The sequence below is a fragment of the Synechocystis sp. PCC 6714 genome (assembly GCF_000478825.2).
Taxonomy (GTDB): Bacteria; Cyanobacteriota; Cyanobacteriia; order Cyanobacteriales; family Microcystaceae; genus Synechocystis.
The window spans coordinates 2,364,370-2,389,602 of the sequence record NZ_CP007542.1 but is presented as its reverse complement, the minus strand read 5'-3'; the positions used below and the strand labels follow the sequence as shown (position 1 = coordinate 2,389,602).

Here is a 25,233-nt window from a genome sequence, read left to right as displayed (position 1 = left end):
GTAAGACACCGACTAAAGCTAAAAGCATCTTTGGTAAAGACTTTATGTCGTCTCAATTTTATTTGAATTGGCTGTAATAGTTTGCCCAATTACTATTCCTACGCCGCAATACCCCGCTCTTTTAATAGAGCTAATCTTTTCTTGCGAGCAATTTCCTGGAGGTCAATATTCTTATCGGTTTCATCAACAATTTCACCCGTTAAAACTTCAATTACGTCTTCTAGGGTTATCACACCAGCAACGCCACCATACTCATCAATAACCACCATCAAATGTTCCCGTTTTTCCTGGAATTGTTTCAACAGTTTATCAGCCCTCATACCCTCTGGAACAAATTGGGCCGGTCGAGCTAATTCTGCAATGGTTTTATGGCCTTCTCCTTGGATCAAAGCAGTTAGCAAATCCTGTTTGAGGGCAATGCCCAACACCTCATCAATATATTCATCAACAATTAAAATACGGGTATGTTGGGATTGGATAATATCCTGCTGACATTCCGCTAAAGTTAACTCTCCCAAAAGATAGGTGATAATCACCCTTGGGGTCATTAAATCCACTGCCATCAAATCATTAAGCTGAAAAACCCGCTGAATCATTTGCTCCTCATCCCCCTCAATCACGCCCTCTTTATAGCCCAGGGTAGCTAGGAATTTAATTTCTGCTTCGTTGGTGCTGGGCACTCTTTTGCCGTGGGTAAAGGGATTGGTAATTTGTTCAATCAACCACACTAAAGGGGTAAAAACTAAGGTTAAAAATCTTACTGGTATAGCAATTAAAAGAGCAATGCTGGTGGCATATCTTTCCCCCAAAGTTTTAGGAATAATCTCGCCAAAGACAATAATTAGCAAGGTTAAAACTGCAGAAAAAATTCCCATCCACGCATCTTGGAGGTGTTTAGTCGCCAGGGCCCCGATGGTAATACTGCCCACAATATTAAAGATGTTGTTGAGCACAACAATGGTGCCAATGGGGCGATTCATCCTATGACGAATGGCTTGGAGGGCAAGGGCGGAAGGATTATTGGACTGGGATAACTGGCGCACCTTCACCAGGGGTACGGAAAATAGGGCCGCCTCTGCACAGGAACAAATGCCAGAGCCTAACAAAACAATGAAAATGGCCGGTACAATTTCCAGCATAAAATTTTGAAACCAACTTACCAAAATTATAGACCATGGCTATTTTCCCCTAGACTGGAGGGCTAAGGACAAACTTGTAACAAATTCCGCAATTCTTCTCTGCCATGGCTGACCCCACTAAAATCATTGTCATTGATGATGACCCCACCGGCTCCCAAACAGTTCACAGTTGCCTGTTGCTGATGCAGTGGGACGTGGAAACTCTGCGCCAAGGTCTGCGGGATGAAAGTCCCATCTTTTTTATCCTCAGTAATACTAGGGCGTTACCCCCAATCCAAGCAGAACAGGTGGTGGCGGAAGTTTGTCGAAATTTAAAGACCGCCCTGGTCGCAGAAACCATTGATCATTATTTGGTGGTGAGTCGCTCCGATTCCACCCTGCGGGGCCATTACCCCCTGGAAACCGACGTAATTAATCGGGAGTTGGGCCCTTTTGATGCCCATTTTTTGGTGCCGGCCTTTTTTGAAGGAGGAAGGGTGACAAAAGATAGTACGCACTATCTAATTGTAGATGGGCAGTTAGTCCCCGTAGCGGAAACGGAATTTGCCCAGGATTCCGTATTTGGCTATCACCATAGTTATTTGCCCGATTATGTGGCGGAAAAAACCCAAGGTAAGATCGGTGCGGCCCAAGTGGAGCGCATTACCCTAGGGGAGCTTAGTAGCACTATCAGTACCTCCCCTGACAATTCCTTAGGCGATCGCCTGATGGGTTTTAGGGATAACCAATGCGTGGTGGTGGACGGAGAAACCCAACAAGATTTTGATCGCCTGGCGGAAAATATGTTGACGGCCAGTGACCGGGGCAAACATTTCCTCCTGCGGAGTGCGGCCAGTATTCTCACTTCTTTGGCCAATTTGGGGGCTCAACCGGTGGCACCAGCGGCCATGGCCAGCTATAAACCTACAGACAAACCGGGGGTAATTTTGGTGGGTTCCCATGTGCAAAAAACCACTGAACAATTGACGGCCTTGCTCAAGGATGAAACGGTGCAGGGCATTGAAATTCCAGTGCAACAATTGCGGGACAATCCTGCCAGTGAAGTTCAAATTATTGACGATGCCTTGATGGCAGTTAACGCCATTAGAGCCGAGGGAAAAACACCAGTAGTTTACACTAGTCGCGGAGAATTAAGTTTTGCTTCAGTACAAGCACGACTTGATTTTGGAGTCACCCTGTCCCAAGTATTAATGAAAATCGTTCAGCAGCTGCCCCAGGACATTAGTTTTCTCATCAGCAAAGGGGGTATTACTTCTAACGATGTACTGAGTGTGGGGTTGCAGTTAACTTCCGTGCGACTGTTGGGGCAAATTATTCCCGGTTGTTCCCTAGTGAGAACTGCCGAGGATCATCCCCGTTTTCCCCTTTTGCCAGTGGTATTGTTTCCAGGTAATGTGGGCAATGTCAGGGGTTTAGCTACGGTTTACGAACGCTTGTCCAAAAAATCTGGTTCTTGACCCGTCCATAGTTAGCGAAAAAGTATCGGTTATATTGAGAGGTTGGGGTAATGACTCCCCGGACTGATTTTTTGAGTAATTATCACCTAGAATCCCCAGAAAAAATTTAGAGAAAATTTTATGTTAGATCTCAGCGGTAAACACGCCTTCGTCACCGGCATCGCCAACAATCGTTCGATCGCCTGGGGCATTGCCCAACAACTACACCAAGCAGGGGCCGAAATTGGTGTTAGTTATCTCCCGGACGAAAAGGGTAGATTTGAAAAAAAAGTGCGGGAGTTGACGGAGCCTCTACATCCCACCCTAGTGTTACCGGGGGATGTGCAGGACGAAGCCCAAGTGGATGCCCTGTTTGATAGCGTCAAGGAAAAATGGGGCAAGCTCGATATTTTGATCCACTGCTTAGCCTTTGCCGACAAATCCGGTTTGACAGGGAACTACACTGATATTCCCAAGGAAGCTTTTAGCCAAGCGATGGAAATTAGTACTTATTCCCTTGGTCGTTTGGCCCGGGGCGCTAAGCCTTTGATGACCAGCGGTGGTAGCATTATCACCTTGACCTACTTTGGTGGGGTAAAGGTTATCCCCAACTACAACCTGATGGGGGTAGCTAAAGCGGGGCTAGAAATGACTGTGCGATATCTAGCGGCGGAATTAGGACCGCAAAATATCCGGGTTAACGGTATTTCCGCTGGCCCCATTCGTACTTTGGCTTCCTCGGCGGTGGGGGGCATTTTAGATATGATTCACCATGTGGAAGAAGTGGCTCCTCTGAAGCGAACGGTTACCCAAACGGAAGTGGGCAACACTGCCGCTTTTCTTGCTAGTGACCTCTCCAGCGGCATCACGGGGCAGATTATCTACGTCGATTCTGGCTATGAAATCATGGGTATGTAATGGTGAAGGTTGAACGACAGAAATAGCATCATCGTCTTTGCCATGGTCGCCAATAGTCAAGGGCAATTTGAGCAAAAATTTGAAGAAGGGAAGGCCGCTTTTGACCGGGGACGCTATCGTCAAAGCATTGTCCTTTTTGAAGAAGCAGTTAAACTTTCCCCGGGGGCATCTCGTCGGGGAGGGGAAGCCCAGTTGTGGCTAGCTATGGCCCACCAGGCCGCAGGGGATGTGACCACTGCCAAACAAATTTGCCGCAGGCTAGTGCGCCATCCCCATCCTGAATGCCGTAAACAAGGGCAACAGGTGCTAGAAATCCTCCAAGCTCCCCAGTTGACCCGCCCCAAGGAATGGTTAACGCCAATTCCGGATTTAACTAACCAGGAAAATAGCAAACCAGCCACTCCCCGCATGGTGCGCCGTTCCGGTCGTTCCAAACCAGAACCTCCGCCAATTCGGTTTGAAGATACCCGCAGAATGAATACCAAAGACAATGGTTTTATCTTTGCGGCGATCGCCTTTTTGGCCGTTTTGCTGGGGGTGACCTATTGGTGGAGTTCCTAGCTCAACTAATGTTTGCCCAGATTGCAGAAAATTCAGTTATAAATTTCTAGACCAAGTCTTGTGTAAAGTTCAATTACCAAGCCGATTTGCCAATCTACCCTGAGCAGACTTTCCATGTTATTATCCCTGCGGATTACAAATTTTGCTTTAATTGATTACTTAGAAATTAATTTTGAGCAAGGCTTAAATGTATTAACGGGGGAAACCGGCGCTGGTAAATCAATTTTGCTCGATGCCATTGATTTATTGCTAGGAGGAAAAGCGGGAACTAGGGTTATACGCCAAGGTTGTGTCAACGGCTCCATTGAAGGAATTTTTACGGCCACTACCGCCATTAATCATTGGTTGGGAACCCAAGCCATCGAGTCTTTGGAGGACAGTACCATTACTTGCACCAGGGAATTTAGCAAAAAAGGAAGCTCTTTAAATTCCCGTTCTCGTCTCAATGGTGTTTTAGTAAATCGGCAAATTTTGGCTGAATTACGGAGCCAATTGGTGGAAATTACAGCCCAGGGGCAAACTCAACAGTTATTAGATCCGGGGCAACAGCGGCAATTGCTAGATTTATTTGGCGGTCAAATTTTACTGGAAAAACGTCAGGCGGTGGAAGTGGCCTATAAGCAATTTACCCAGGCCAAACAAGCTTTGACGGCCCGACAACAATCGGAACAAAATCGTCTACAAAGATTAGATTTTTTAGCCTACCAACTCCAGGAATTAAATGAGTCTCAATTGACCACCGATGACGAATGGGATTTGCTGATACAAGAGCAAGAAAGACTTTCCCATGTGGTGGAATTACAGCAATTGAGCTATCAAGCCACCCAACTTTTGTATCAAAGCGAACAGGACACCCCGGCGATCGCCGATCTTTTGGGGGATGCGGAGGGACAATTGCAAACCATGGCGGAGTTTGACGGTAGCCTCACCCCCTTACTGGAACTAGTACAAACAGCGTTAACCCAAGTAATTGAAGCGGGGCGGCAAGTGCAACGCTACGGTGACAGTTTGGAAGCTGACCCGGAACGATTGGGGGAGGTGGAAACAAGGTTACAGACGTTGAAAAGAATTTGCCGCAAATATGGTCCCAGTTTATCGGAAGCCATTGCTTATCAGGAAAAAATCCAAGCGGAGTACGACCAATTAACGGACGGGGAGCAATCCTTGGCTCAACTAGAGGAAGCTTTGGCGAAGGCAGAACAGGAATTGGTTAGGCACTGTGGCCAGTTGACTTTAATTCGACAAAAAACGGCCCAAAAACTAGAAAAAAGATTAGTACAAGAACTCAAGCCCCTGGCCATGGAAAAAGTAATTTTCGTTTGCCAGTTGGAGTCGATGCCCCCCAGCAGTTACGGTGCTGAGCAAGTGGTGTTTTACTTTAGTCCCAACCCCGGCGAAAAAATTCAACCCCTGGCCGCCACGGCCTCCGGTGGGGAAATGAGCCGTTTTCTCCTGGCCCTCAAAGCCTGTTTTAGTGAGCTAGCCCCCCCCAGCCAAACCCTAATTTTTGATGAAATTGATGTGGGGGTGTCCGGCAAAGTAGCCCAGGCGATCGCCGACAAGCTGGCCCAACTGAGTCAGAGGCAACAGCTCCTTTGTGTGACCCACCAACCCCTGGTGGCGGCCCTGGCCGATAGCCATTTCCATGTGGATAAGGTGGTTATTAATGAAAATATGGCCGATCCCGCCAATCCCCGCCTCGACGAAGATTTACGCACCGTCATTCGCATTACCCCCCTCCAATCCGACGGCGATCGCCAACGGGAACTAGCCCAACTCACTGGGGGCCATTCCGCCCAGGAAGCCCTGGCCTTTGCCCAATCTTTGTTGGAAAAATCCGCCGGTCGTCGTCAAAGCTCCCGAGCCAAAGTTTGATTTCCCATACCTTGCTCCAGGGCGCCTATTTTGTCACCCAATTAGGCCTAAACCCTATTCCGTAAGGCCATGTTGCAGGGCAAAACGCACTAGTTCCGTGCGGCTATTGGTGCCGGTTTTGGTAAATAAACGGCTGACGTACTTCTCCACGTTGCGGACACTGGTTTTTAGCTGGGCGGCAATTTCCTTATTCATCAAGCCCTGGGAAACCAAATCCAACACGCTCTGTTCCCTGGGAGTAAAATCTAGCTTGATCGGCGATGGGGTAGTTTGAATGCCGCTGGGTTGGCCAATTTGTTCTTTTAGGGCCCGAATTTCTTGGTAAATTTCCTGGAGCTTAGCTGATTCACTGTTGCCATCACTGCTGGCCTGCTGACGGGCAAGCAAATTACGGACGATCGCCTCTAGCTCATCGGGGTCAAAGGGTTTGGATAAGAAAGCGTCACAGCCAGTTTGATAACCCTGGATCCGATCGCCGGTCATGCCCCGGGCCGTGAGGAAAACCACTGGTAGGGACTGAAAGCGGGCATCTTCCCGGAGTTTTTGCAAAAACTGATAACCATCCACCTGGGGCATCATAATGTCGGAAATTACCAACGCCGGCAAATGGTGCTGGAGATAATCCCAGGCCTCCGTAGCATTGGCCGCCAAATCCACCTTAAAATCGCCACTATCTTCTAAGAACGCCTGCACGGATTCCCGCACACCGGGTTCATCGTCAACTAACAACAGGGAAATGGGTTCTGCCATGGCGGTAATGCAAATGCGAAGAAAAAACAAAGGCGGTTCGTCGGAGGCGATCGCAGCAGGTTGCCAGACTGGCCAACTCCTCCCTCCATCAGCCTATCACGGGGGCTAAACTCAGGAAAAACTCCCCTAGAGGAGCCCCGGAGTTCCCGTCTAGCACATTTTCTCCGCCGGAGGAAGACAAACGGAGGCCAGATCTCCCCTGCTAGGATGGTAAAAGTGAAAATTTCTGTCAATCTCTGCTAATGCATATTTGGAGACGATGAAATATCCGACTTGGTTACGCCGCATGGGCGGTTACTTATTAACTTTTGCGGTGGGGGCAGCCTTTGGCATAGCGAATTTACCCCATGCAGTGGCGGCGGCAGACAATTTGGCCCCAGCTCCGGTCATCACAGCCCAGGCATCGGTTCCCCTAACGGCGGAAAGCTTTGTGGCGGCGGCGGTATCCCGCACAGGGCCAGCGGTGGTGCGTATCGACACGGAAACGGTGGTGACCCGTCGCACCGATCCAATTTTGGACGATCCTTTTTTTCAAGAGTTTTTCGGTAGATCCTTTCCTGTCCCTCCCCGGGAAAGACGCATTGCCGGCCAGGGTAGTGGCTTCATTGTCGATGGTAGTGGCATTATTCTCACCAATGCCCATGTGGTGGACGGTGCTAGTAAGGTAGTGGTGACTCTCCGGGACGGCCGCACCTTTGATGGTCAAGTGCGGGGCACCGATGAAGTAACAGATTTAGCGGTGGTGAAAATTGAGCCCCAGGGTTCTCCTCTGCCGGTGGCGCCCTTAGGCAGTTCCAGTAATCTGCAAGTGGGGGACTGGGCGATCGCCGTGGGTAATCCGGTGGGGTTGGATAACACAGTTACCCTGGGAATTATCAGCACTCTCGGGCGATCTGCGGCCCAGGCGGGGATTCCCGATAAACGGGTGGAATTCATCCAAACCGATGCAGCCATTAACCCTGGTAATTCCGGTGGTCCTTTGCTCAATGCCCGGGGGGAAGTAATTGGTATTAACACCGCTATCCGGGCTGATGCCACTGGCATTGGTTTTGCCATTCCGATAGACCAGGCCAAGGTGATTCAAAATACCCTCGCCGCTGGGGGAACGGTGCCTCATCCCTACATTGGGGTGCAAATGATGAATATCACGGTGGATCAAGCCCAGCAGAATAATCGCAATCCCAATTCTCCCTTTATCATTCCGGAAGTGGATGGCATTTTGGTGATGCGGGTCCTGCCCGGAACCCCCGCTGAAAGGGCCGGTATTCGCCGGGGAGATGTGATTGTGGCCGTGGACGGTGCTCCCATTCGGGATGGTGCCCGTCTGCAACGCATGGTAGAACAGGCTGGCCTGAATAAAGCCCTCAAACTCGACCTGATGAGGGGCGATCGCCGTTTAAGCCTAACTGTACAAACCGCCCAACTCCGTAATCCCACCAGTTAAACGTTCCTGTTTTCCGTACCTTTCCCCCCAACCTCGAACCATGAAAAGACGTTACCTTTTAGAAGTGGGCACCGCCTCCCTGGGGGCCTTCTGGCTAGCTCAATATGTGCACTCAACCAACAAATCCCAACCCCAACTTAAATCCGAACTTGAACCTCAAATCATGGCTAAAACAAACGAAGTTTTTGAAGTTACCAAAACTGATGCAGAATGGCAACAGCAACTGAGCCCAGAAGCCTATAAAGTGCTCCGTAAACATGGCACGGAAAGAGCTGGTACTAGCCCCCTGGATAAAAACTATGATCCAGGTACTTACGAATGTGCTGGTTGTGATCTTCCCTTATTTTCTTCCGAAACCAAGTTTGATTCCGGCACCGGTTGGCCCAGTTTCTATGCTCCCTTGGAAAATGCGGTGGCTTACACCGTCGATAAATCCTTTTTCATGACCCGCACTGAGGTTCATTGCTCCCGTTGTGGCGGCCATTTAGGCCATGTTTTTGACGATGGTCCCCAACCCACCGGCAAACGCTATTGCATGAACGGTGTTTCCCTCAAGTTTATCGGCGCTTAGGTTTTTTCTTGATTTTGTCAACTTCAATTTTTCAGCGTTAATCAACGCTTATTACTGTGAGTTCTTACCGTCCCCAACCTCGGTCAACCCGACGAAGGATGACTAAAAAGTCACCGAAAGCTAACGGCGGCTTTTTCCTCGCCCTGATGCTGGTGGGTTTGATCGGGGCAGGGATTTGGTATTTCAGCCCCAGTGGTGGTTCCAAAAGTTTACCGCCCGTTAACCTAGGGGCGATCGCCGATAATTTACCCCAGGGCATTAATCCCAAAACCCTGGTGGTAACCCAACGGGTGGACAACCCCATTGCTGGTAATACGGTAAGTTTTTCTGTCAATGAAGGGGAAAGGTTAGATAATCTGGCCGGTGGCATTGTCTATCAAGGCACCTCCGTTAAAGAATTGGCCGCTTTAATCCGTCCCTTGGCCAACAATGAATGGGAAAAAGCCCGCTTAGCCTATAGCTGGATTACCCAAAATATTGCCTATGATGTGCCCATGGCGGAAACCCGCAACATTGATGACCTCAGGCCAGCAACGGTGCTTGCTCGGGGGGAAACCATCTGCTCTGGCTACTCCAATTTGTATCAAGCTCTCGCTAAAGAGCTAGGGCTGGAGGTGGTAATTATCGAAGGCTTTGCCAAGGGGGGGGACGTAATTGTGGGGGATGACCCGGACGTTAATCACGCTTGGAACGGGGTGAAAATAGACGGCAAATGGTATTTACTCGACACCACCTGGGGGGCAGGCATTGTCAGCGATGGTAAGTTCGAGGCTAAATTTAACCCCACCTATTTTGCTACGCCGCCCGAGCAATTAATTGTCAGTCATTTTCCCAGGGAAAGCCAATGGCAGTTACTCCCCCAACCCTACGATCGCCAAACGTTTGATACCCTGCCGGCCCTCACCCCCAGATTTTTCCGGGATGGCATAACGTTGGTCAGTCACAAAAAAAATAACATCGTAGCTGGTGGGGATTTGGAAGTGACTATCCGCACCGGTAATGATGTGCAAGCGGTGGCCCAATTGATGGATAACAACGGCCAGCCCCTAGATAAGCAATATACCCTTAGCCAAAATCACCGGGGGCAGGTGACAGTCAATGCCGCCTTTCCCCAACCAGGGGACTATCAGTTATTGATCCTGAGCAAAAATTCCCAGGAGGAAACCTATTATCAGGCGATCGCCTATGACGTGACTGCCCAGGGAGCAGGGCAGCCATTTCCCAGCACCTACGGCACCTTTAGCGACAAGCAAGTGCGATTAATTTCCCCCCTGGGGCGGAGTTTACCCCAAAACCAGGCCAGCTATTTCCAAATCCAAGTACCGGGGGCAGAAAAGGTAGTTTTAGTGGACCGGGAACGGCGGGAACTGATCCCCCTAGACCGTACCGGGGACATTTTCACCGGCTCGGAAATTATTCGCTTTGATAATGTAACCGTAGCCGCCCAGTTTCCCGGCAGTAAACAGTTTTGGAGCTTGCTGGAATACGATTAGGGGAATTTGCTCCACTGTTCAATGGGGAAGAGCACGCCCATGGGCCATAGTTGTTGGCCATCACTGTTAACCCTAACCCAGGGAAGCAAGGGGATCGGGAATGGCGGAGGAGGGAGCTTCAAATTCCCCGGTGAGCACATATTCCAGCCGCAGTTTGACCCAAACAATAAAGGATTTATTGGTGGAGATAATTGCCACATTTTTTTCAGGGGCTTTTGCTTTTGCTTCCGCCAATGCCGGCGCGTTAAGAAAGGCTGGCTGAATTACTTGCCAAAAATCGATCTCCTTATTTTTTTCAGCATAGTCACGCCGCCGTTCCTTCAGCACCTCTTCAAAGGGTTCTTCTTCGAGGAGAAATTTCTGACTGGCTAAAGCGTAGTAATAGGTGGCCATATGGTTGATTTTATTACGAATAAAAATACTGATTAATGCCAGCGTTTGCAAAAACTGTTAACGCCCAACTCCCTAACCTACCATGGGCCCGGCGCTAAAACGGCAGGCCCAGCATAGCTAATTTCATTTCCCGTACTGCCCTTTCCATGCCCACTAGAATGGCTCGGCTCATGATGCTATGGCCAATGTTCAGTTCCTCCATGCCTGGTAATTCCGCCACAGAGCGCACATTCCAATAGGTCAACCCATGGCCGGCGTTGATCCGTAGCCCCAATTCCAAGGCAATGTCGCAGGCGATCGCGAGGGTGCCCAATTCCCTGGCTTGGTAGTCGACGGTGGGGGCATTGGCGTATTTCCCCGTGTGCAATTCGATAAATTTGGCCCCGGTGGCGGCGGCGGCTTTCAGTTGGGGCGGATCGCCGTCAATGAACAGGCTGACAGGAATGTTTTGGCCTTGCAATTGCTGGACCACCCCAGCTAAGTAGTTCAAGTTACCGGCCACATCTAAGCCCCCTTCCGTGGTGACCTCTTCCCGTCGTTCCGGCACTAGGGTGACGTAATCAGGTTTGAGCTGGAGAGCAATTTGCACCATTTCCGGTGTGGCGGCCATTTCCAGGTTTAAATGGGTGCGTACCGTTTTGCGTAATATTTCCACGTCCCGTTCTTGGATGTGGCGACGATCTTCCCGTAAATGGGCGGTGATGCCATCGGCCCCAGCTAATTCCGCTAACACAGCGGCGGCGATCGGGTCTGGCTCCACCGTTTGGCGGGCTTGGCGAATGGTTGCCACGTGATCGATGTTGACCCCCAGTGTTAGCAAAGCAGACCTCTTAATGTTTTGGTGAATGTGAGCGGACTTATCATTTTAGGGGAAATGCAGGGCAAACCGATAGTTGGTCGATCCATGGCATCCGCCGGAATGTTTGATTTAATGGGGGTGTCCGCATATCTATTCCCTTTGCAGAAATTTGTATGGAAATCGGCGTTCCCAAGGAAATCAAAGACCAGGAATTTCGGGTGGGGCTGACCCCCAGCAGTGGGCGGGCTTTGGTGGCCCAGGGTCATCGGTTGTTTGTGGAGCAGGGGGCGGGGGTTGGTTCTGGTTTTCCCGATTCGGCCTACGAAAAAGCGGGGGCTGAATTGGTTGCCACAGCCAAAGAAGCTTGGCAGAGGGAATTAGTTGTCAAAGTTAAAGAACCTCTCCCCAGCGAGTATGAATATTTGACCCTGCCTAAATTTTTGTTCACCTATCTCCACTTGGCGGCGGAACGTCCCCTCACCGAAGCTCTAATTAAATCCGGCATTACGGCGATCGCCTACGAAACGGTGGAGCTGGCCGATGGTCAATTGCCGTTGTTAGCTCCCATGAGTCGCATTGCGGGGCGATTGGCAGTGCAGATGGGGGCCCATTACCTAGAAAAACAACAGGGTGGCCGGGGCGTTCTGCTGGGGGGAGTGCCCGGAGTTAAAGCGGGGCAGGTGACTATCCTTGGGGGGGGCGTTGTCGGTACGGAAGCGGCCAAAATGGCGATCGGCCTAGGGGCCATGGTAACTATTTTGGACGTTAATGTGGATCGTTTAAACCAATTAGGGGAATTGTTTGGTTCCCGGGTGGATTTACGCTACAGCAATGCCAGTCAAATTGAAGATTTATTACCCCACACCGATTTACTCATTGGAGCAGTATTAATCACGGGAAAAAGAGCCCCTATTTTAGTGTCCCGGCCCCAAGTGGAGGAAATGCTACCGGGCGCAGTAATTATGGATGTGGCGATCGACCAGGGGGGCTGTGTGGAAACCTTGCGAGTTACATCCCACAGTAAGCCTAGTTATGTGGAAGCGGGCGTAGTCCATGTGGGAATTCCCAATATGCCGGGGGCCACGCCCTGGACAGCAACCCAAGCTTTGAATAATAGTACATTACCCTATGTGTTGAAATTAGCCAACCTGGGGGAAAAGGCTTGGCAAGATGATTTAGCGTTAGCCAAAGGGGTCAATGTCCAGGCCGGAAAATTGGTGCAGACAGCGGTTAAAACAGTATTTCCGGATCTCTAATGGTTCATTTCAATCAACTCAATCAACGGGATTTGCCCCTAGTAAATGCGTTGAAAAACCTTGCTCAACAGCGGGACACGCCTTTTTATGCGCCGGGCCATAAACGGGGTCAGGGGATTGCCCCTAGTTTTAAGCAATGGTTGGGGCCGACTCTCTTCCAAGCTGATCTGCCGGAATTACCAGAACTGGATAATCTATTTGCTCCCACCGGGGCGATCGCCAAAGCTCAGGAGTTAGCGGCGGCATTGTGGGGGGCGGAAAGGACTTGGTTTTCCGTTAACGGTTCCACCGCGGGCATTATTGCGGCGATTTTGGCCACCTGCGGTGATGGGGACAAAATCCTTTTGCCTCGGAATGTTCACCAAGCGGCGATCGCCGGAATTATCCATGCTGGGGCAGTGCCAATATTTTTGGAACCGGAAATTAACCCCGATTGGGATTTAGCTTTGGGGGTGACGGAGGAAACTTTAAGTCAAGCATTACAAGAACATGGGGATGCTAAAGCGGTATTTTTGCTTCATCCTACCTACCACGGCGTTGTGGGAGACTTACAAAAATTAATTGAATTAAGTCATAGAGTTAACCTACCTGTCATTGTTGATGAAGCTCACGGTGCCCATTTTCCTTTTCATCCTTCCTTACCTAGACCGGCTTTAGAATTAGGAGCGGATATTGTCATCCAATCTACCCATAAAATGCTGGGGGCTTTAAGTCAATGCGCCATAGTCCATGCCCAAGGCAATTTAATTAATCCCCAAAGAATTAGTCAATGTTTACAATTGATTCAATCTACCAGCCCCAATTATGTTTTACTTGCTTCCCTTGATAGTGCACGACATCAAATGGCCAATGGTGGTAGGAAAAAAATAGCAGAAGTATTGAATTTTACTTTCCATTACCGACAACAATTAAGTCAAATTCCTGGGTTAATTTTATTAGAAATTAGCCGACCTTTGCCGGGAGCTTTAACCATCGATCCGACTCGCATCACCATTGATGTTACTGCTTGGGGAATGTCAGGATTTGAGTTAGATGATCTGTTAAGGGAAAAGTTTCAAATTACGGCGGAATTGCCCACCCTAAGGCAGTTGAGTTTTATCGTTAGCATTGGCAATCAGACCCAGGATTTAGAACGTTTATTGGAAGCTTTAACCCAGTTAGCGCCTACGAATCTTCAACAACCTTTTCACTTAACTTTACCTGTCTTACCTAGTACTATTCTAGCCATGACTCCCCGCCGAGCCGCCCATGCTCCCCAACAATTAGTAACCGTTGACCAAGCCATTGGGCAGATTAGTGCCGGTCTGCTTTGCCCCTATCCTCCCGGTATTCCTGTCCTAATCCCCGGTGAAGTCATTACCCCAGAGGCGATCGCCTTTTTGGCAGAAGTTTTAAATTTAGGGGGCACTGTCAGTGGTTTGGCTAGCGAAGAATTGACCCACTTGACCGTGCTCACCCCCTCTGTCATTTAAGAACAGAAATTCTGTATAAATCATTAGTGTCTTAAATTTAAGGTCGACCAACTCCGGTGAACAGACCCGCCCTGAAAATAAAATCTGGCAAAAATTCTCCCTATCAGTTATGATGACTAAAGCGACGCGGGATAGAGCAGTCTGGTAGCTCGTCGGGCTCATAACCCGAAGGTCGGTGGTTCAAATCCGCCTCCCGCCATTGAGTAAGAACATCCCCCCCGGACTAGATAATGGTCTGGGGTTTTGTTGTATTGGATTTAAATTTATGTCCACTGCTTCCACTGCCTACACTTGGCTAGATGACGCCCTGGAAACCATTCAACGGGCCAATTGGCATCGCCATCCTGAAATTGTCAGCAGAGGACCAGGGCCAGAAATTGAGTTGGGTGGGCAACGCTTAATTAATTTTGCTAGTAATGACTACCTTGGTTTGGCTGACCATCCCGAGCTAAAAACCGCCGCCACTAAGGCGATTGCCCATTGGGGCACAGGCAGTACAGGGTCCCGGTTGCTGAGTGGCCACCGTCAGCTACACCAAGACTTGGAGCAGGCCATTGCCCAGTGGAAAGGCACGGAAGCCGCTTTGGTGTTTAGTTCTGGCTATTTAGCTAATCTGGGTACCATCACCGCATTGGTGGGTAAGCGGGATTTGATTTTGGCCGATGAATATAATCATTCCAGCCTAAAGCGAGGGGCGCAGTTAAGTGGGGCAACGGTGATTAACTATGACCATGGTTGCCCCAAAACTTTAACCGACCTGTTGACAAAACATCGAGAAAGTTACCGTCGTTGCTTGATTGTCACTGATGGCGTGTTCAGTATGGATGGCGATATTTGTCCGCTGCCGGACCTAGTGGCGATCGCCGATCAGTTTGCAAGCATGTTACTGGTGGACGATGCCCATGGCACTGGCACTATGGGAAAAACCGGTGCGGGCTGTCGGGAGCATTTTAACTTGCCGGTGGGGAATTGGATTCAGGGGGGCACCCTTAGCAAAGCTCTGGGGAGTTTAGGCGGTTATGTGGCCGGTACAACCTCTTTGATTGATTTTCTCCGTAATCGTGCTGCCACTTGGATTTATACCACCGGCCTTTCCCCTGCTGATACCGCCGCCGCCCTGGCCGCCATTGAGCTAATCCAGCGGGAACCGGAACGCATTGCCCGACTCCAGCGCAACGCAGATTACCTCGCCCAGGGATTAGAACATTCAGCAAAACTCAATTTTCGGCGATCGCCAATCCATTCCCCCATCCTATGGATAGGGTCTGCTAACCCAGCTAAAGCTCTAGAAATGGCCAACTATCTGCGAGGGGAGGGAATTTTTGCCCCAGCCATTCGGCCCCCCACTGTTCCCCACAGCCGACTACGTTTCTCGGTCATGGCCAGCCATTCTCAAGGGCACATTGATCAGCTATTGGGAGCCCTGGACTGCTATTACTCCCATCCCAGTCTTTCCTGGCTCTAAGCCTCCCATAATCAGAATTGGCGTGCCTTTATCCCAATCTTATTGAAAGTATTTCAATCTCCCCGTTTTCCCCTTGAAGATCACGTCCTTGCCATGGGAGACTGAACTAGATGGAGGTTTTGGTTAAACTTAAGGCAGAACCGGCCACATCTTTCGATCTTTTCCAGTATTAAAGTAAGCATTATCAATGGGCGACACTATTACCCTCCTCTCCCGCCGAGAAATAGAAAAAATGCGGCAGGCGGGCCAACTAGCGGCGGCCCTACTTGATCACCTAGCGCCAATGGTACAACCAGGGGTAACCACCCTAGAGTTGAATGACGAAGCGGAAAAATGGACCAAAGCCCACGGGGCCATCAGCGCTCCCCTTGGCTATAATGGCTTTCCCAAATCTATTTGCACCAGCATCAACGAAGTTATCTGCCACGGCATTCCCCACCGAAAACGGGTATTGCAGGAGGGAGACATCATCAACGTCGATGTTACCCCCATTTTGGATGGCTACCATGGAGATTGTTCCCGTACTTTTTTTGTTGGTACCCCCAGCCCCGTGGCAGAGAAATTAGTTAAAGTCACCGAAGAATGCTTACGCTTAGGCATTGAAGCCGTTAAACCCGGTGGCAGAATTGGGGACATTGGGTCTGCCATTCAAACCCATGCCGAAGCCCAGGGATTTTCTGTCGTTAGGGACTTTGTTGGCCATGGCATTAGCAAAATTTTCCACACTGCCCCACAAATTCCCCATTACGGCAAAGCTGGCAAAGGCAAAAGATTGCGGCCTGGTATGGTCTTCACCATTGAACCGATGATCAATGAAGGTACCTGGGAGGCGGTGTTACTCGATGACGGTTGGACTGCCATCACTAAAGATGGTAAGCTCTCTGCCCAGTTTGAACATACCATTGCGGTAACCGAAGATGGGGTAGAAATCTTAACTTTGGGAGATTAGTCGGCCCCATGTCAGCAGAATCAACCCACTTCAGAGGAAACTAATGGTGCTCCGGTTGCCGTTGATGAAATCCCAACCGCTTTGGGGCTTTTTTCCCGGCGGCTGAACTTGTGCCAACAATAGGTGCCCGTTGCCGGTTTGCAGAACGGGGCCCCAATTTTTGATGGTGCCGATAATTTGCCCTGGTAGACCGGACTGGAAGGAACAACCGCTATAAGCCTTGGCTAAACCCTGATACCTTTGTGGTAACAGGGGAAAGAATTCATCCCCCAGGGGAACAGTGCTAATTATTTTTAACGTTTGCTCTCCCCAAGCTGTGTGACACGCTGGGGCAAAACCCCGGACTTGGTTATGAATTTCTAGGGCACTCCGTTGCCAGTCAATGACAAAATCTTCTTTTTTCAGCAGGGGGGCATAGGTCGCTTCCATTTCAGTTTGGGGAGTGGGTTGCAGTTGGCCTCCATCTAAGTCCTTTAGGGTTTGCAGCAACAATTCTGCTCCTGCCTGGGCTAACCGATCGCCGATCGCCGTTAGGTTATCTACTAGACCGATGGGGGTGGTAGTTTTCAGCAACATGGCGCCAGTGTCCATGCCTTCGTCCATCAGCATGGTGGTTACCCCAGTTTCCGTTTCTCCATTGGCGATCGCCCATTGCAGGGGAGCCGCCCCCCGATATTTAGGCAAGAGGGAACCGTGGACATTGATACACCCTAGCCGGGGCATGGCCAAAATTTCTGGGGAAAGTATTTGCCCATAGGCCACCACCACAAAGAAATCCGCTTGGCAATTTTTTAATTTAGCTAAAGTTTCTTCACATCGTTTGACCCGTTCCGGTTGCCACACAGGAATGCCCGCTTTTGTTGCCACTTCCTTGACGGGGGAAGGGATTAACTTACTCCCCCTACCCCGACGGCGATCGGGCTGGCTCACCACCGCCAACACATCGATATTTCCTTGTCCCAAAAGGGCTTCCAGGGTAGGGACAGCAAAATCTGGTGTACCAAAGAAAACGGTTTTCATCACAAAATATCTAAAAAGTCTGGCCAGTTCATTACACCTTTAATTACCATGGCCTTAATTACCCTTAATAATGTAAAGAATTGTGAGAAACGGCATCTCTACATTAATTCTTCCAGTTAATTAAAAGTACAATTCGGGCCGATAGTTAAGCAAATTGCAACTAAGTACAGTCGTAGTTCATCCGACTAAATCTACCTTTTCTGAGGATATAACCACAATGGTTACCGAACAAGACCGTGAGTACATGCGCCAGGCGATCGCCATTATGAGGGATGCGGGGGTGGTCAACAAGACCGGCGGCCCCTTTGGCGTAGTGATTGTCAAAGATGGGGAAGTGATTGGCGCGGCGGGTAATAGTGTGATTAAAGATAACGATCCCTCTGCCCATGCGGAAGTTAATGCCATTCGCCAAGCCTGTCAAATGGTGGGCAGTTGGAACCTGGAAGGGGCGGTGATGTATAGCAGTTGTGAATGTTGCCCCATGTGCTACGCCACCAGCTACTGGGCCCGGATCGACAAAATTTACTACGCCGCCGGTTGGAGCGATTTTGAAGATCTTTTTGATGACAGTAACATTAGTAAAGATTTGGAAAAACCTTACCCAGAAAGACTACTCGCACCGGAGCAGATTTTACAGGAAGAAGCCCAGGTGGTTTGGGAAGAATTTCGTCAGTTACCGGACGGTGCCCGCTATTAGGCTGGTATAACTTTTATCAGATATAGCCAATCAAAGTAAGATTGAGACGACTAAAGTCTTTACCAAAGACGCTTTTAGCTCTGGTCAGTGTCTTACTTTCAATTAAATCAACTATAGCGTTATTTTTTAGACCAATTGTTGGGAAACTACCCGAAAGAATTGTAGGAGTAAAAGTAGAGCAAGGATGATGGTTACCAACGCCAGAACTTGCTCTTTTTTTGTGCCTTGACCTTCTAGCCAACGTTGATAAATGCCACTAACCCAGGGCACTGCAAACCAACCCGTGATAGAGACGCTACAAAGGTTGCCAAATAGCATCCAGGTGGGAAAGTCGATAAAATCTGGTTTACGGAATAACAGGTTAAATCCCATCACAGTAGGATAAAGCACTAACAACACCAACAGGTTTATTTTCCATACAGGGGCTCTTTTGCTCAGTTGGCGCTTTAACCAACGGCTATAACCTTCAGCATTGACTTTGCCTTCAAACTGATAACCAGCATTTTCTTCGAGGTAAATTAACTGCCTGCGTTCGGAGCTATCCAGCCAGCCGATAAAGTTTTCTAAGGTATCAAAACGGATTACCGTTTCCGCCACAAAAAGATCTCCTTCGGAGCGCAGTTCGGTGGATTCACTGCTGATATAACCAGGATATTTTGTTACTAATATTTTTAACTGTTCCTGGCACTCCAAAAAAATTTGGTGGTGGTCGGGGGTGACCCGATGGGCAAAATGATACTCAAAATACTCATCGGTGGCTTGGTCTGGAGTTGGTGGGGAAGTCATGGGCAATGGGGATGGGGGCGCGGGGTCAGTATATCGGCGATCGCCTAGTCAACAAAACCCGATATTCTACTAAGAGACTAAACACATCGTTTTACCAACGCTAGAGCTGGGTGGACCAATGCAATTCGCCAAAATTTTAATTGCCAATCGGGGAGAGATCGCCCTACGCATCATTCACAGTTGCGAAGAACTGGGCATTCCCACCGTAGCAGTCCACTCCACCATTGATCGCCATGCCCTCCACGTGCAACTAGCCAACGAGAGTGTGTGCATTGGGCCACCCCCCAGCAATAAAAGCTATCTCAACATTCCCAATATTATCGCCGCCGCTCTCACCCGCAATGCCACTGCCATTCACCCTGGTTATGGATTTTTAGCGGAAAATGCCCGCTTTGCTGAAATTTGCGCCGACCATCAAATTGCTTTCATTGGCCCAAGCCCCGAAGCCATCACTGCCATGGGGGATAAATCCACTGCCAAGAAAACTATGCAAAAGTCCGGTGTACCCTGTGTACCTGGTAGTCCTGGATTGATCGAGTCGGAAGCCACGGCCCTAAAAATCGCGGCGGAAATTGGTTACCCAGTGATTATTAAAGCTACGGCCGGGGGCGGTGGTAGGGGCATGCGCCTGGTGCAGGAGGAAAAGGATTTTCTCAAACTGTTCCATGCGGCCCAGGGGGAAGCGGGGGCGGCCTTTGGTAATCCGGGGGTTTACTTGGAAAAATTCATTGAAAAACCCCGGCATATCGAGTTCCAAATTTTGGCCGATAGCCACGGCAACATAGTGCACCTAGGGGAAAGGGATTGTTCCATCCAACGGCGGCACCAAAAGTTACTGGAAGAAGCCCCCAGTCCCTTTTTAACTCCCCACCTGCGGAAAAAAATGGGGGAAGCGGCGGTGAAAGCGGCCAAATCCATTAACTACGTCGGGGCCGGCACGGTGGAATTTTTGGTGGATGGGAACGGTAATTTCTACTTTATGGAAATGAACACCCGGATTCAGGTGGAACATCCGGTTACAGAAATGATCACCGGCTATGACTTGATTGCAGAACAGATCCGCATTGCCATGGGGGAAAAACTCCGCTTCCGTCAGTCCGACGTGGAAATTCGAGGCCACGCCATTGAATGCCGCATTAACGCCGAGGATCCAAAGCAGAATTTTCGTCCCCACCCCGGCAAAATCAGTGCTTATTTGCCCCCCGGTGGCCCTGGAGTCCGCATTGATTCCCACGTTTACACTGACTACGAAATCCCTCCCTACTATGATTCTTTAATCGGCAAGCTAATTGTCTGGGCTGGCGATCGCCCCTCGGCCATTAAGAGAATGCAGAGGGCCTTGCGGGAATGTGCCATCACCGGGGTACCTACCACATTGGAATTTCACCAGCGTATATTACAAACCCCAGCTTTTCTGGCCGGGGATGTGTACACCAATTTCATTGAAGAGCATTTAACGCCCTAGCCCATATCGGCGATCGCCTGGCGGGCCATGGAAGCAATGCCCTGGTCGGTGGCTTTAGGTAACTGGTAATATTTACCGCCGGCCTTTTGGGCCAATTCTTTGCCGAAGCCGGTGGAAACAAATTTTTTCTCGGTGTTAATGACCAACAATTGCATCCCTAAACCCCGAATTTTGGCGGCAATTTCCAACAGTTCGGCTTTAATGTCGGGCTTTTCTCCTTCGGGAATTTCATCGCCTAGGGAACGGGCCAAGGGAATATTGCCCCGACCATCGGTGATGGCCACGATCACCACCTGACCAATGTCCCCGGAGTGTTTGGCATTGATGCCCACATTGACCGCCTGCATTAAGCCGTGGGAGAGGGGAGAACCACCACCACAGGGCAAAGTTTCTAGCCGCTTTTTGGCCATGGCAATGGAACGGGTGGGGGGTAACAATACTTCGGCATTTTCCCCCTGGAAAGGAATGAGGGAAACCTGATCTCGATTTTCGTAGGCTTCCGTGAGTAACTGCATCACTGCCCCTTTAGCGGCCTGCATACGGTTTAACGCCATAGACCCCGACGCATCCACCAAAAAGACAATTAAGGCCCCGGCTTTCCGCACTAACTTTTTACCCCGAATATCCCCTTGCTCCACAATTACCTGGCGATCGGGATGGCGCAGACGGCGGGATTTTTGGTAGGGGGAAGCGGCCCGCAACGTGGCATCCACAGCAATGCGTCGCACTTTTCCCTTGGGCAAAATCGGTTTGAGGTAACGCCCCCGGTCATCGGAAAAAATGACAGAGCGACTGCCGGATTTACCTTGTTTTTGGGCCATTTGGGCGAAATATAACACCGACGGATCGAGGCTCACCCCTTCCGGATCGAAAATAAATTCTTCGGGAATGCTGGGGGGATCTTGCTCCGCTTCCGGTTCATTATCTTTGTCGTCTTCCTTATCATCCTGTTGATCCTCTTGCTCATCTTCCCCTTCGTTTTGATTTTGCGGGGGAGGGGGCGGCGGCGGTGCTTGATCAGGAGGTGGGGGATTATCCATCAGCACACTGCGGGGCACAATCACCAATTCCACTGCTTGCCGTAAATCATCTGCTTGCACATCACTACGGCCATCCAAAGCGGCGATCGCCTTGGCCACCCGGATAGCAAATAATTCCCCCCGATGGCCCTGGAGACCGCCCCGGATCGCTTCCTCCACCAGATAACCCACCTGTTCCGGGGTTAAACTCACTTCCTTAAGCCATTCCCTGGCTAGAATAATTGTCGTTTTCAGGTCGTCCAACTCGGCATCATATTGGTCAATGAAATTCATCGGAGCATTGGCGTAGGCTAAAACCTGATCCACTGCAGCCACCCGTTGATCCAGCCCCAAAATACCGTCCGCACTTAAGGCGATCGCAATCCGATCCAGCAAATGGCGACGCAACGGCCCCTCTTCCGGGTTATAGGTGGCAATTAACAGAGGTTGGCAGGGATGCTGGAAACTAATGCCTTCGCGCTCAATCTGATTTTTTCCTTCTGTTAAAACCGTTAGTAACTGGTTGGCGATCTGGTCATCCAACAAATTAAGCTCGTCGATATACAGCACTCCCCGATGGGCCTGGGCTAGTAATCCCGGTTGAAACACCGCTTCTCCCTGTTTGACGGATTTTTCTACATCCACCGATCCCAGCAAACGATCTTCCGTTACCCCCAGGGGAATTTGAATAAAAGGAGCGGGAATTACTTGGGTTTCTAATTGCTCCAGTGGAACATTGGCAAATTTTTCCAGGGTGTCATCATCCCAACTGCCGGGATTTTTAAGATCGCATTGGTAGCGGTTGCCCTTAATGATTTCAATGGGAGGGAGCAAAGTGTGAATCGCCCTAGCCATCACCGATTTAGCTGTGCCCCGCCGTCCGGCAATAACAATGCCTCCCAAGCCAGGATCGATCGCCCCTAGGAGTAAAGCCAGCTTAATTGCCTCTTGGCCAACGATCGCCGTAATGGGGAAATTGAGGGGAATAAAGGGGGTCAGGGTGGTCATGGATGGTTAACAGTACCGACGGGAGAAAGGGTTGAGCAATAACTTAACATCATCCCCGGTGGGCCTGGACTTCTGCAACTTTTTGGGGATTTCTGGAATTCCATGGTTGAAGAAAAAACTAGGGTAAATCTGAATGTTTTTGGGAACTGAATTCAGCAATAAGGGAATTAATGGTGTCTAAACGACGAAAATTACCTACCAAAGATTCTAAATCTTCTGCCCGCAAACGATCCCGCACCCGACCACTAGCATTTACTAGTTTTAAGGTCATGCCTTGTTGATTAAGTCGTTGCGATAGAATTTTAAACCAACGGGCGGCGGGAGTATCAACGCCGGAGCAAGTTCCCATTTCAAAAATTACCAATTCCACCGGCTCTTGCTGTTGAGAAAGTTGGGTAAAGAAATCACTTTCGATGGTATTAATGTTGAAGTATAGCATCGGCCCATTGACTCGATAAATCAACACCCCAGGAATGATTAAGTTTTCCGGATGACGTTCAATGTCACTAAATTGATCGGAGCCAGGAATTCTCCCTAAAATCGCATTACTAGGATGGGAAATGATATAAATCAAGAATAAAATTGAGGCGATCGCCGCCAATAAAACCCCCTGTAGCACTCCAAAGCAAAGTACTCCGAATAGAGCAATAAGAGAAACCTTAAATTCCAGAGGGGCAACTTTTTTTAGATGCCGTAGCTCAGCAATGTTAATCAATCCTTTCACTGCCACCAAAACCACTGCCCCGAGAATTGCCTCTGGTAAATTGCGAAAAAGACCAGTGAAAAATAGCAACACTATGGCAATAACACAGGCGGTGATAATGATAGCCAAGGGTGTTTTTGCCCCTGCTTTTTCATTTACCGCCGATTGGGAAAGACCCCCAGCTATGGGATAACCTTGCCCTAAACCCGCCACCAGATTAGCCGCCCCAATCGCCAATAATTCCTGCTCTGGATTAATGCGGTAGTTATGTTTAATTGCAAAACTGCGGGCGGTGGAAATACCTTCGATATAAGACAGTAAAAAACAAGCCAAGGCGAGGGGCAATAGGCTATCAAGGTCACTAAAACTCCAATAGGGCATCCCAAAACTAGGTAAACCCTGGGGAATTTCCCCCACTACTTTCACCCCCTGTTCCGGTAAATTCGTGATTCCCATAGCAACAATGGCTAAAATCACCACCAGCAAAGAAATTGGTTGGGATGGCCAAAGGCGATCGCCGACAACGAGTAAAACTAGAGCCAAACTTCCCACCAGCAGAGTTGCAGGCTGAATTTCCTGCCAATGGTGGAGTAAATCCCAAATACGACTAAAAAAGTTACTGCCTCCGGATGGTACACCGAATAGCTTGGGCAATTGGGTGGAGGCAATTTGTAGTGCCGCTCCCGCCTTAAAACCGTTCAGGATTGGTTCGGAAATAAAGTTAACAATCTGGGATAACTTGAGTAACCAGGCCAGCAAACAAATTATTGCTACCAACACCGCAGTGGAAGATGCCAAAATCAAATAACGTTCAGCATCACCGTTGGCCAAGGGGGCTAAACTCACCCCTACGAGAATGGAAATAGCAGAGGTGGGTCCCACCGCTAATTGACGGGAAGTGCCGAAAAAAGCGTAGCCAATGGCCCCCAACATATAGCAATACAATCCCACCTCGGAAGGCAACCCCGCCAAAGATCCATAGGCGAGGGCTACGGGAATGGCATAGGCGGCCAAAGTTAAACCAGCTACCAAATCCGCTTTCAGCCAACTGAGCTGATAATTTGGCAACCACTGGAAAATGGGAAATATTTGTTTAAACACAGGACAGTCATAACAGGAACAAAATTTGTAACAATTTCTAGGCTAATTACTAATTAGAATTGCACGACTTGATAAACTGCTATGCCATTTTCAAAAAATGGTTGATAGTAAATACCACTGCAATCGAAATAATATCCCCCATTTAAGCTCACAGAAGTACAACCATCAGGTAAATAATTAACTGTCGCTCCCACTGGTGGCGCAACTATCACATATTCATCCCCGCTGGGTTGGAGATAAACCCCATCGGAATACATATAGGACGAAGAGCCTACATAGACGGTATCGTAATAGGGAGGAGGAGTGGCGATCGCCGATCCTAAAACTAGTCCAGTGGTTAAGCCGACCAAACCCCATCCCGGTGGTACTCCGTAGCCGCCCCCATACCAGCCACCGCCGTTGTACCAATTATTATTGTTATCCACAAAGTTTTGGCGATTATTTTGGCGATCGGTGACATTACTTTGTCGGGTATCAGTACGATTAGATCTTTCCCCTTGGCGATTTTGTTGGTTACCTTGTCGGTTATCTTGACGGCTTTGACTGCTCGTTTGGCGATTATCCTGACGGTTTTGTTGAGTAGATTGGCGGTTATCCTGACGACTTTGACTACCTGTTTGACGGGTACTTTGACGATTAGCCTGTCCCGTACTGCGGTTTTGGGAACGACTGCCACTGTCAAAACTGCCCCGATTTTGCATACCACCACCACTACGATTTGCCCCACCGGAACTCATGCGAGGAGAAGCTCCGCCGCCGCCCCCTCGACCACCTCGGGCCAAGGCAGAATCCATGGGTAAAAGAGTTAGCCCCAAAACTAGAACAGAAAAGAGACAGGTGGTTTGACGAATTAAAGATTTCATAGAAAAGCCCCTAATTGTTAATGGAATGACGTGAACTATTTAGTCCTAAA

At 49.4% G+C, this 25,233-nt stretch carries 22 protein-coding genes and 1 tRNA gene; 14 read left to right on the top strand and 9 right to left on the bottom strand.

Annotation, left to right across the window (positions count from 1 at the left end; all coding sequences use genetic code 11):
- Positions 1–98: 98 nt before the first annotated feature.
- Positions 99–1,139: a hemolysin family protein gene (locus D082_RS10925; protein ID WP_028947642.1), complete on the bottom strand. Its 1,041-nt coding sequence runs from the start codon at positions 1,137–1,139 to the stop codon at positions 99–101.
- A gap of 104 nt (positions 1,140–1,243) precedes the next feature.
- Between D082_RS10925 and D082_RS10920 the strand changes: the two genes are divergently transcribed.
- The 4 genes from D082_RS10920 (at position 1,244) to recN (ending at position 5,929) form a co-directional block, all read left to right on the top strand.
- Positions 1,244–2,596: a four-carbon acid sugar kinase family protein gene (locus tag D082_RS10920; protein WP_028947643.1), complete on the top strand. Its 1,353-nt coding sequence runs from the start codon at positions 1,244–1,246 to the stop codon at positions 2,594–2,596.
- Between the two features lie 120 nt (positions 2,597–2,716).
- The gene (gene fabI, locus D082_RS10915; protein ID WP_028947644.1) at positions 2,717–3,493 is read left to right on the top strand and encodes an enoyl-ACP reductase FabI; all 777 of its coding nucleotides are present in this window, start codon (positions 2,717–2,719) and stop codon (positions 3,491–3,493) included.
- A 42-nt stretch (positions 3,494–3,535) separates the two neighbouring features.
- The gene (locus D082_RS10910) at positions 3,536–4,054 is read left to right on the top strand and encodes a tetratricopeptide repeat protein (RefSeq protein ID WP_028947645.1); all 519 of its coding nucleotides are present in this window, start codon (positions 3,536–3,538) and stop codon (positions 4,052–4,054) included.
- A gap of 114 nt (positions 4,055–4,168) precedes the next feature.
- Positions 4,169–5,929 carry a DNA repair protein RecN gene (gene recN, locus D082_RS10905; protein WP_028947646.1) on the top strand — a complete coding sequence of 587 codons (1,761 nt, stop codon included), beginning with the start codon at positions 4,169–4,171 and terminating at the stop codon, positions 5,927–5,929.
- Positions 5,930–5,983: 54 nt separating this feature from the next.
- On the opposite strand, the gene rre1 is transcribed toward recN, so the two are convergent.
- A complete protein-coding gene (gene rre1, locus D082_RS10900) occupies positions 5,984–6,679 on the bottom strand; it encodes a two-component system response regulator Rre1 (RefSeq protein WP_028947647.1) in 696 nt (231 codons plus the stop codon).
- Between the two features lie 259 nt (positions 6,680–6,938).
- Between rre1 and D082_RS10895 the strand changes: the two genes are divergently transcribed.
- The 3 genes from D082_RS10895 (at position 6,939) to D082_RS10885 (ending at position 10,187) form a co-directional block, all read left to right on the top strand.
- Positions 6,939–8,123 carry an HhoA/HhoB/HtrA family serine endopeptidase gene (locus tag D082_RS10895; RefSeq protein WP_028947648.1) on the top strand — a complete coding sequence of 395 codons (1,185 nt, stop codon included), beginning with the start codon at positions 6,939–6,941 and terminating at the stop codon, positions 8,121–8,123.
- A gap of 40 nt (positions 8,124–8,163) precedes the next feature.
- Positions 8,164–8,694: a peptide-methionine (R)-S-oxide reductase MsrB gene (msrB, locus tag D082_RS10890; protein ID WP_028947649.1), complete on the top strand. Its 531-nt coding sequence runs from the start codon at positions 8,164–8,166 to the stop codon at positions 8,692–8,694.
- Between the two features lie 98 nt (positions 8,695–8,792).
- The gene (locus D082_RS10885; protein ID WP_238546704.1) at positions 8,793–10,187 is read left to right on the top strand and encodes a transglutaminase domain-containing protein; all 1,395 of its coding nucleotides are present in this window, start codon (positions 8,793–8,795) and stop codon (positions 10,185–10,187) included.
- A 72-nt stretch (positions 10,188–10,259) separates the two neighbouring features.
- On the opposite strand, the gene D082_RS10880 is transcribed toward D082_RS10885, so the two are convergent.
- Both D082_RS10880 and D082_RS10875 read right to left on the bottom strand, forming a co-directional pair.
- A complete protein-coding gene (locus tag D082_RS10880; RefSeq protein WP_028947650.1) occupies positions 10,260–10,580 on the bottom strand; it encodes an MgPME-cyclase complex family protein in 321 nt (106 codons plus the stop codon).
- Between the two features lie 94 nt (positions 10,581–10,674).
- Positions 10,675–11,400: a pyridoxine 5'-phosphate synthase gene (locus tag D082_RS10875; protein ID WP_028947651.1), complete on the bottom strand. Its 726-nt coding sequence runs from the start codon at positions 11,398–11,400 to the stop codon at positions 10,675–10,677.
- Positions 11,401–11,552: 152 nt separating this feature from the next.
- On the opposite strand from D082_RS10875, the gene ald reads away from it, so the two are divergent.
- From ald to map, 5 genes are all read left to right on the top strand, one after another.
- Complete coding sequence (gene ald, locus D082_RS10870; protein WP_028947652.1) at positions 11,553–12,635, top strand: alanine dehydrogenase; 1,083 nt, start codon at positions 11,553–11,555, stop codon at positions 12,633–12,635.
- On the top strand, positions 12,635–14,107 hold the full coding sequence (locus tag D082_RS10865; RefSeq protein WP_028947653.1) for an aminotransferase class I/II-fold pyridoxal phosphate-dependent enzyme: 1,473 nt from the start codon (positions 12,635–12,637) through the stop codon (positions 14,105–14,107). The genes ald and D082_RS10865 overlap by 1 nt, the downstream gene beginning before the upstream one ends.
- 125 nt (positions 14,108–14,232) lie before the next feature.
- A tRNA-Met gene (locus D082_RS10860) sits at positions 14,233–14,306 on the top strand.
- 66 nt (positions 14,307–14,372) lie between these two features.
- Positions 14,373–15,572, top strand: a complete 1,200-nt coding sequence (gene bioF, locus D082_RS10855; RefSeq protein WP_028947654.1) for an 8-amino-7-oxononanoate synthase — start codon at positions 14,373–14,375, stop codon at positions 15,570–15,572.
- A gap of 187 nt (positions 15,573–15,759) precedes the next feature.
- Positions 15,760–16,521: a type I methionyl aminopeptidase gene (gene map, locus D082_RS10850; RefSeq protein ID WP_028947655.1), complete on the top strand. Its 762-nt coding sequence runs from the start codon at positions 15,760–15,762 to the stop codon at positions 16,519–16,521.
- A gap of 30 nt (positions 16,522–16,551) precedes the next feature.
- Here the strand turns inward: map and fmt are convergent, their stop codons facing one another.
- The gene (gene fmt / locus D082_RS10845; protein ID WP_081857645.1) at positions 16,552–17,544 is read right to left on the bottom strand and encodes a methionyl-tRNA formyltransferase; all 993 of its coding nucleotides are present in this window, start codon (positions 17,542–17,544) and stop codon (positions 16,552–16,554) included.
- Between the two features lie 214 nt (positions 17,545–17,758).
- On the opposite strand from fmt, the gene D082_RS10840 reads away from it, so the two are divergent.
- Complete coding sequence (locus D082_RS10840) at positions 17,759–18,238, top strand: nucleoside deaminase (protein ID WP_028947657.1); 480 nt, start codon at positions 17,759–17,761, stop codon at positions 18,236–18,238.
- 126 nt (positions 18,239–18,364) lie between these two features.
- Here D082_RS10840 and D082_RS10835 read toward each other — a convergent pair whose 3' ends face one another.
- Positions 18,365–19,024, bottom strand: a complete 660-nt coding sequence (locus D082_RS10835) for a hypothetical protein (protein WP_028947658.1) — start codon at positions 19,022–19,024, stop codon at positions 18,365–18,367.
- A 118-nt stretch (positions 19,025–19,142) separates the two neighbouring features.
- On the opposite strand from D082_RS10835, the gene accC reads away from it, so the two are divergent.
- The gene (gene accC / locus D082_RS10830; protein ID WP_028947659.1) at positions 19,143–20,489 is read left to right on the top strand and encodes an acetyl-CoA carboxylase biotin carboxylase subunit; all 1,347 of its coding nucleotides are present in this window, start codon (positions 19,143–19,145) and stop codon (positions 20,487–20,489) included.
- Here the strand turns inward: accC and bchD are convergent.
- The 3 genes from bchD to D082_RS10815 form a co-directional block, all read right to left on the bottom strand.
- Positions 20,486–22,516, bottom strand: coding sequence for a magnesium chelatase ATPase subunit D (gene bchD, locus D082_RS10825; protein WP_028947660.1), 2,031 nt, complete (start codon positions 22,514–22,516; stop codon positions 20,486–20,488). The two genes, accC and bchD, sit on opposite strands and share 4 nt — an antisense overlap.
- A 118-nt stretch (positions 22,517–22,634) precedes the next feature.
- Entirely contained in the window at positions 22,635–24,320 is a 1,686-nt protein-coding gene (locus D082_RS10820; protein ID WP_028947661.1) for a SulP family inorganic anion transporter, read from the bottom strand.
- A gap of 53 nt (positions 24,321–24,373) precedes the next feature.
- Positions 24,374–25,183, bottom strand: coding sequence for a DUF6515 family protein (locus D082_RS10815; RefSeq protein ID WP_028947662.1), 810 nt, complete (start codon positions 25,181–25,183; stop codon positions 24,374–24,376).
- Positions 25,184–25,233: the final 50 nt, after the last annotated feature.

Excerpts from the sequence above, each read along its gene's own strand:
- bchD (WP_028947660.1), bottom strand. The coding sequence starts at position 22,516 with ATGACCACCCTGACCCCCTTTATTCCCCTCAATTTCCCCATTACGGCG.
- D082_RS10895 (WP_028947648.1), top strand. The coding sequence starts at position 6,939 with ATGAAATATCCGACTTGGTTACGCCGCATGGGCGGTTACTTATTAACT.
- D082_RS10865 (WP_028947653.1), top strand. The coding sequence starts at position 12,635 with ATGGTTCATTTCAATCAACTCAATCAACGGGATTTGCCCCTAGTAAAT.
- D082_RS10885 (WP_238546704.1), top strand. The coding sequence starts at position 8,793 with ATGACTAAAAAGTCACCGAAAGCTAACGGCGGCTTTTTCCTCGCCCTG.
- D082_RS10835 (WP_028947658.1), bottom strand. The coding sequence starts at position 19,024 with ATGACTTCCCCACCAACTCCAGACCAAGCCACCGATGAGTATTTTGAG.
- D082_RS10840 (WP_028947657.1), top strand. The coding sequence starts at position 17,759 with ATGGTTACCGAACAAGACCGTGAGTACATGCGCCAGGCGATCGCCATT.
- D082_RS10815 (WP_028947662.1), bottom strand. The coding sequence starts at position 25,183 with ATGAAATCTTTAATTCGTCAAACCACCTGTCTCTTTTCTGTTCTAGTT.
- map (WP_028947655.1), top strand. The coding sequence starts at position 15,760 with ATGGGCGACACTATTACCCTCCTCTCCCGCCGAGAAATAGAAAAAATG.
- D082_RS10920 (WP_028947643.1), top strand. The coding sequence starts at position 1,244 with ATGGCTGACCCCACTAAAATCATTGTCATTGATGATGACCCCACCGGC.
- recN (WP_028947646.1), top strand. The coding sequence starts at position 4,169 with ATGTTATTATCCCTGCGGATTACAAATTTTGCTTTAATTGATTACTTA.
- ald (WP_028947652.1), top strand. The coding sequence starts at position 11,553 with ATGGAAATCGGCGTTCCCAAGGAAATCAAAGACCAGGAATTTCGGGTG.
- fabI (WP_028947644.1), top strand. The coding sequence starts at position 2,717 with ATGTTAGATCTCAGCGGTAAACACGCCTTCGTCACCGGCATCGCCAAC.
- rre1 (WP_028947647.1), bottom strand. The coding sequence starts at position 6,679 with ATGGCAGAACCCATTTCCCTGTTGTTAGTTGACGATGAACCCGGTGTG.
- D082_RS10880 (WP_028947650.1), bottom strand. The coding sequence starts at position 10,580 with ATGGCCACCTATTACTACGCTTTAGCCAGTCAGAAATTTCTCCTCGAA.
- D082_RS10925 (WP_028947642.1), bottom strand. The coding sequence starts at position 1,139 with ATGCTGGAAATTGTACCGGCCATTTTCATTGTTTTGTTAGGCTCTGGC.
- bioF (WP_028947654.1), top strand. The coding sequence starts at position 14,373 with ATGTCCACTGCTTCCACTGCCTACACTTGGCTAGATGACGCCCTGGAA.
- accC (WP_028947659.1), top strand. The coding sequence starts at position 19,143 with ATGCAATTCGCCAAAATTTTAATTGCCAATCGGGGAGAGATCGCCCTA.
- msrB (WP_028947649.1), top strand. The coding sequence starts at position 8,164 with ATGAAAAGACGTTACCTTTTAGAAGTGGGCACCGCCTCCCTGGGGGCC.
- D082_RS10910 (WP_028947645.1), top strand. The coding sequence starts at position 3,536 with ATGGTCGCCAATAGTCAAGGGCAATTTGAGCAAAAATTTGAAGAAGGG.